The organism is Streptomyces sp. NRRL F-2664 (assembly GCF_000719345.1).
Lineage (GTDB): Bacteria > Actinomycetota > Actinomycetes > Streptomycetales > Streptomycetaceae > Streptomyces.
The window spans coordinates 1-5,474 of sequence record NZ_JOFX01000152.1 but is presented as its reverse complement, the minus strand read 5'-3'; the positions used below and the strand labels follow the sequence as shown (position 1 = coordinate 5,474).

Below are 5,474 nucleotides of genomic sequence, written 5' to 3'. Positions count from 1 at the left end.
TCGCGATCAGGATGATCGCCAGGGCGCGCCCCGGCCTCCCCTGAGCCCCCGTGGGCCGCCGGCCCTTCTTCGGTGCTGCCACCTTGTCGTTTCTCCCTGCTTTGTGTGACCCAGATGTTCCTACCAGAAGATCATCCCGCGTTGCTGCTGGTCGCACCAACCAAAACCCGTGCCAGTAGAAGTTCATGCCTGCCTGAAGTAGTTCCCGCTAACTGCGGAAACGCTGCAGCAAGGCGGTTCTCTTTCATTGGAGCACCTTTTCTAACGGGTCGAAGCATCTCATCGGCTGCTCTTCGTCGGACGTCTATGTCCGCCGCACATCCTCCGGCTTGGGCCGCCTTAGTAGCTGAGTGGAGGACGCATGCGTCGGCACAGGTTCACCGGCTTGCTCGGCGTGGTGGGCGGAGGCTCCAGCTCCGGCTGATCTTGAAGTTTCGGAAGGGTGGGAGACAGCGCATTTTTGCGGGGTCGGCGCGCGCAAGACATGGTTGCTTTGATCGGGTGGCTAGTGCCTTCAGCGCGCTTCCGCTGGAGGCGGTTGACCGGCTCGGATGCTATTTATTAGGAGCGTGATGCGGAGGACGTACGCTCGGAGTCGGCCTAGGTCCTGTCCGATGGGTCGTCCGCAGGGTCTGAGAGGATCGGCGGGACGGATCGAGTAGGGGGGTGCCGGTTGTCGAGCGCGCAGTGGCTGTCGTATGACGCGAGTTCTCTCGCGCGCCTGGGTGTGGGCCGCTAGGCGGTGTCTGGGCTGGGCGAACAAGGCCTTCCGGCCGACTGCAACCGCATGTTCGTGCGGGACTCGGGTCGGTAGCTGGAGGTCCGCGACCTTCCGCCGGGTCGGGCGGTATGCCTCGGCGCGTTCGAGGACGGCGTGAACACGTACTGGCTGCTGATCGACAGCGGCGAAGTCCGGATGGTCCGCGGCTATGACAGCGATGGGGAACAGCAATACGGGCTGGTCAACTCTTCGGTTGCTGGTCTGCAGAACGTCCTGGAGGTGTGGGAGGCGTTCATCGGCTCCGGAAGGAGCGACGCGGACGACGGCTACGAGGACTACGTCGAGGACGTGATCGAACGGGCCCGGCAGTGCGATCCGAGGGTGTTCGACGATGAGGAATCCTGGTGGCCACGCGTTTTTGAGGAAGTCGAGCTCGGTGTCCTGGTCCCGGAAGACCAGTAGGCGAGGCTGTGGCGGTCACGGGCGGAGCCAGAGCCGGATCGCCGCGACCGTGACCGTCCCGTGGAAGACGTAGGCCCTCTTGTCGTAGCGGGTGGCGACCGCGCGGAACGTCTTGAGCCGGTTGATGGTGCGCTCGACCTCGTTGCGCCGCCGGTAGATTGTTGTGTCGAAGCCGGTGGGCCGGCCGCCCTTGCTGCCCCGTCGTTGGCGGTTGGCTCGCTGGTCCCTGGGTTCAGGGATCGTGTGCTTGATCTGCCGACGCCGCAGGTATCGGCGGTTTCGGCGCGAGGAATACGCTTTGTCGCCTCCGACGTGGTCGGGTCGGGTGCGTGGGCGGCCGCCGCCTGGCCTTGGGACTTTGACCTGTTCGAGCACGGGTATGAACTGCGGGGCATCGCCCCACTGTCCGGGCGTGATGACGAAAGCCAACGGGCGACGGCCTCCCTCGCTGGCTAGATGGATTTTGCAGTTCAGCCCTCCCCGGGAACGGCCCAGGCCCTCATCGGAACGGTGTCTGGCCGGGCGCCTGCGGCGGCCTGGAATTCGTGGCGCGCGGGTGAGGGCACCAGCTGCGTGCTGGTGTGCTCGGCACGAGGTCGAGTCGACGCTCACCATGCTCCAGTCGATTCGGCCCTCTGCATCAGCGTCGGCCTGGACGGCGCGCAGGATCTTCTCCCAGGTGCCGTCCGCCGACCATCTGCGATGACGATCGTGAACTGTCTTCCACTTGCCGAACTGCGGTGGCAGATCACGCCAGGGCAGTCCGGTCCGCTGCCGGAAGAGAATCCCGTTGATCACCCGACGGTGGCACTGCCAGCGCCCGCCCCGGCCGCGGTTACGCGGCAGATGCCGCTCCAGCCGCATCCACTCGTCATCTGAAAGATCACCTCGCCCCACACCGACCGAAACGATCCAGCGCAATGCGAGTCACAGGAACCATCGGACACGGCCTAATAGTGCTTTGTCAGCTGGTCTTGTCGCGGTGGGTGTCTGGTAGTTAGCTGGCTGTATGCGGGCTGGGGAGCTTGCTGCGGTGCGGGGCCGGTTGGAGGAGTTCGCTTGCTAGGTGTTCGTGCCGTTGGTGCGGCGGGATCAGCGGGCGAAGGCTTTCAGCAGTTGCAGCGGTTCATGATGTTCTCGCCCTGGCCGGTCGAGGAGGTGCGGGCCCGGCTGGCATGGCGGGCGGCGTCGGCGGTGCGGCCGCAGGTGTGGGTGGTGGACGACACCGGCTTTCCCAAGGACGGACGTGCCTCGCCCGGGGTGGCCCGGCAGTAATCGGGCACCCTGGGCCAGGTCGGCAGCTGCCAGATCGGCGTAGCGTCCACGCCGCCTCCGACACCGCCTACCACCGCCCCAAGAGCTCGCGCTGGACATGCTCGATGAACTCGCCAGCAACGGGCTGCGGCCCGCTGTCCTGGTCGCGGACACCGGCTACGGCGCCAACGCCGACTTCCGCCGAGGCCTGGAAGACCGCGGCAGGGCTACGTCTGCAGGTCAAAGCCGCAATGACCGGCTACAAACCGACAGCGGAGGGCAGGATCCCGCTTACCCGGCTGATCGCGCAGTGGCCCGAGGAAGAGGCCGAACCGGTGAAGTACTGGATCTCGAACCTGCCGCCGACATCCCCGCCACAGACCTCGTCCGCCTGGCGAAAGCCCGCTGGCGCATCGAGCACCGCGAGCTGAAGACCGCTCGCTCGTTCACCGGCTGGCACCGGCACGTCACCCTCGTCACCGCCGCCCACCCGTTGCTGACCGAACAGCGGAGGACCCCAAGAGCCCCTGCCAGGGCCTGACCCTTTACCAGGCCCTGGACCTCCTCCGACACCTCATTGGCCAGGCGGTGTGGGCGGGATCCACAGCAGGTTGCCGGCGGGGTCGGCCGCGACTTGCACGTTCACGCCGTGAGGACGGTGCTTCCGGGAGAATTCGGCCCGGCTGGTGCCGGCACGGTCGCGCTCGGCGGGTGTCCCGTGGGGCCGGTCGCATTCAGGGTCGGCTTCACCGCAGGATCCGCCGCGGTCCGGGTGCCTGGCGGGACAAGTGCTCGACAACGGCCGTGATAAGGCATGGGCGGTGCCGACATATATCCGAAGTCGGCAGCGGACTGTGCGAGCGGGTCGTGGCTGCGAAGGTAGGCCAGGCCGTAATGGGGGCTTATTTCCTTCGTCAAGGACGTGGTGCCGGGAATTGGGCTGCTCATGCGGCGAGAGTGACTTCGGGGGCATTCGTACAAGGTGCCGTCGCGGAGTATGCGAGCAGGGCGCTGATGCGTTGGCAGGCGAGTGTGGGGGCCAGAATGTGGGTTTCGCCGCGGGCTCGTTTCCGGACGTCGCAGGTATGGAAGGCCGGGTCGGCTATACAAAGGTCTGTAGAGCTTCTTACCCCACTCGGGGTACAAGGGCGGCGGGGCAACCTCGTCGTGCAGCCTGTGCGAACCCAGCGACTCACCCGTGCTGCCTAAATAGATCCGCGCAGTGTCGGTTTTCGAGCCGCGGGTGGTGGCTTGTCGCTGGTGCTCAACAGACCCCGGCTACCTGGAACAACGCCGATCAGGGCATTGCACGAGCGCAATGCAAGGCTCCGAGCTATACTTCCTAGGCCGACTGCCGTCATGCGGAAGTTCCCTTGAGAGGACGACACGGATGGCCACGACTGACGCCAAAATCAGGGTTGTAGTGGCAGACGATCACCCGATATACCGCGAGGGCACAGTGCGAGGCCTGACTCTCAGCGGCAGGGTTGACGTTGTGGGAGAGGCAGACGATGGTCCGTCTGCACTTGCTGCGATCAAGCAGCACGATCCAGATGTGGCGATAATTGATTACCGAATGCCCGGCATGGACGGATTGGGGATCGTTCATGCCGCCACTCGTGACTCATTGAGAACGAGGATATTGCTCCTATCCGCCATAACGGAAAGCTCGGTAGTATTCCAGGCGATCGAGGAAGGGGCAGCTGGATATCTTCCCAAGGATGCTAGCCGTGCAGATGTAGTTGAGGCGGTCGCGAAAATAGCTAGAGGGTATACTGTAATCCCCGACGAGTTGACAGGGGCGTTGGCCGGGGAAATACGTATGAGAGCCGATCGCGCCGGGCCGATCCTTAGTGAGCGAGAAGGGCAGGTGCTCAAAGCATTCGCCCGCGGGTTGAGCATCCCACAGGTAGCGCAGGAACTCTTCATCGGCGTCAGCACTGTGAAGACTCATACCGCTCGCCTCTATGAGAAGCTCGGCGTATCAGACCGTGCGGCGGCTGTCGCCGAGGGAATGCGGAGAGGCTTGGTAGAATAGAGTCATACCAGACCCGGGGGTCGGAGTGCGCGCCTGCTGGGCTGGGGGGCACTCCGACACCGGCAAATCCCACCTGCTGATCGGCCTGGGCACCGCATCGCCGAGGCCGGCGGCCGTGTCCGCTACACGAGCGGCGAACGTGGTCAACGAGCTGGCCGAAGCCGCTGGAGACGAGCAGCTGGGCCGCACGGTCAAGAAGTAGTACGGGCGGGCAAGCTCGACCGGCACCGCGCCGGAACTGCTCTTCCAGATTTTCACCGATCGTGAGGAACGGCACGCGATTGCGATCGCTTCTGCCAGGCCACCGTCGACCGGCTCACCTTCGGGGCCCACATCATCGAGAGCGGCACGCTAGTTCCGTCTCGCCAGCACCACCGCCAAGCGGCAGGCAAGCACTCCCCACGGCTGAACTGCGCATTCACCAATAAACAGTTACGTGAAGCGGCAGGCCCCAACAGAAGTGCGCCCCGCACACCCGCCCGCGCAGTCCCGCACCTTGATCGGCTACACCATGAGAAGGGACACCATCCGGACGCTCGCGTGGCTCGTCCAGGGGGCAGGCCCCGCCTGAGCGGTGCGACGGCCATCTCACGCGCTGGTAGTGGCCGAGGTAGCCCTTGGGCTGCAGTTCTTCGTGCAGGACCTTCGCGCTGTGCTGTCCCTCGTCCCAGCGCTGTTGCAGGTAGTCGAGGTTGGGATCGAGGGTGGAGGGCTTGCGTGGAGGGCGCCGCACGGCCACTGAATCAACCGATATCGTCGCGTCGTTGGCGACCCGGCGGGTGGTTCCCAGTGCCGCGGTGAAAGGATTCTCCGGCAGCCGGTGCAAGCGGTGCTGTTCCTCTGCCAGGGCTTCTGCGGGTCTCCAGCGGATCACGCGGTGGACGTTGTTGTTGACCTCATCAGTGAGCGTTTTCAGCGGTGAGTCTCCAGGGTGAGGATGGCTCTGGCGATTGACGTGAGTCTGCTGGGGCTGAGGCGGGCTTTGCGGAGGATGCGCCA

At 65.0% G+C, this 5,474-nt stretch carries 5 protein-coding genes and 1 pseudogene; 4 read left to right on the top strand and 2 right to left on the bottom strand.

The genetic code is table 11. From position 1 onward, the window contains the following. The first annotated feature begins 814 nt into the window (after positions 1-814). A complete protein-coding gene (locus tag IF89_RS39160; RefSeq protein ID WP_267882128.1) occupies positions 815-1,183 on the top strand; it encodes an SUKH-4 family immunity protein in 369 nt (122 codons plus the stop codon). 15 nt (positions 1,184-1,198) lie between these two features. Here IF89_RS39160 and IF89_RS43750 read toward each other — a convergent pair whose 3' ends face one another. Next, the gene (locus IF89_RS43750; RefSeq protein ID WP_078628770.1) at positions 1,199-2,080 is read right to left on the bottom strand and encodes an IS5 family transposase; all 882 of its coding nucleotides are present in this window, start codon (positions 2,078-2,080) and stop codon (positions 1,199-1,201) included. Between the two features lie 231 nt (positions 2,081-2,311). Here IF89_RS43750 and IF89_RS48675 point away from each other — a divergent pair, with 231 nt between their 5' ends. The 3 genes from IF89_RS48675 to IF89_RS43740 all read left to right on the top strand — a co-directional run bounded on the left by IF89_RS48675 (position 2,312) and on the right by IF89_RS43740 (position 4,475). Further along, positions 2,312-2,458, top strand: coding sequence for a transposase (locus IF89_RS48675; protein WP_420707014.1), 147 nt, complete (start codon positions 2,312-2,314; stop codon positions 2,456-2,458). 97 nt (positions 2,459-2,555) lie between these two features. Beyond that, positions 2,556-2,978 carry a transposase gene (locus IF89_RS48670; protein ID WP_234328022.1) on the top strand — a complete coding sequence of 141 codons (423 nt, stop codon included), beginning with the start codon at positions 2,556-2,558 and terminating at the stop codon, positions 2,976-2,978. An 849-nt stretch (positions 2,979-3,827) separates the two neighbouring features. Continuing rightward, positions 3,828-4,475, top strand: coding sequence for a response regulator (locus tag IF89_RS43740; RefSeq protein WP_078628769.1), 648 nt, complete (start codon positions 3,828-3,830; stop codon positions 4,473-4,475). 418 nt (positions 4,476-4,893) lie between these two features. On the opposite strand, the pseudogene IF89_RS48665 reads toward IF89_RS43740, so the two are convergent. Next, a pseudogene (locus tag IF89_RS48665) lies at positions 4,894-5,474 on the bottom strand (hypothetical protein); the annotation flags it as partial.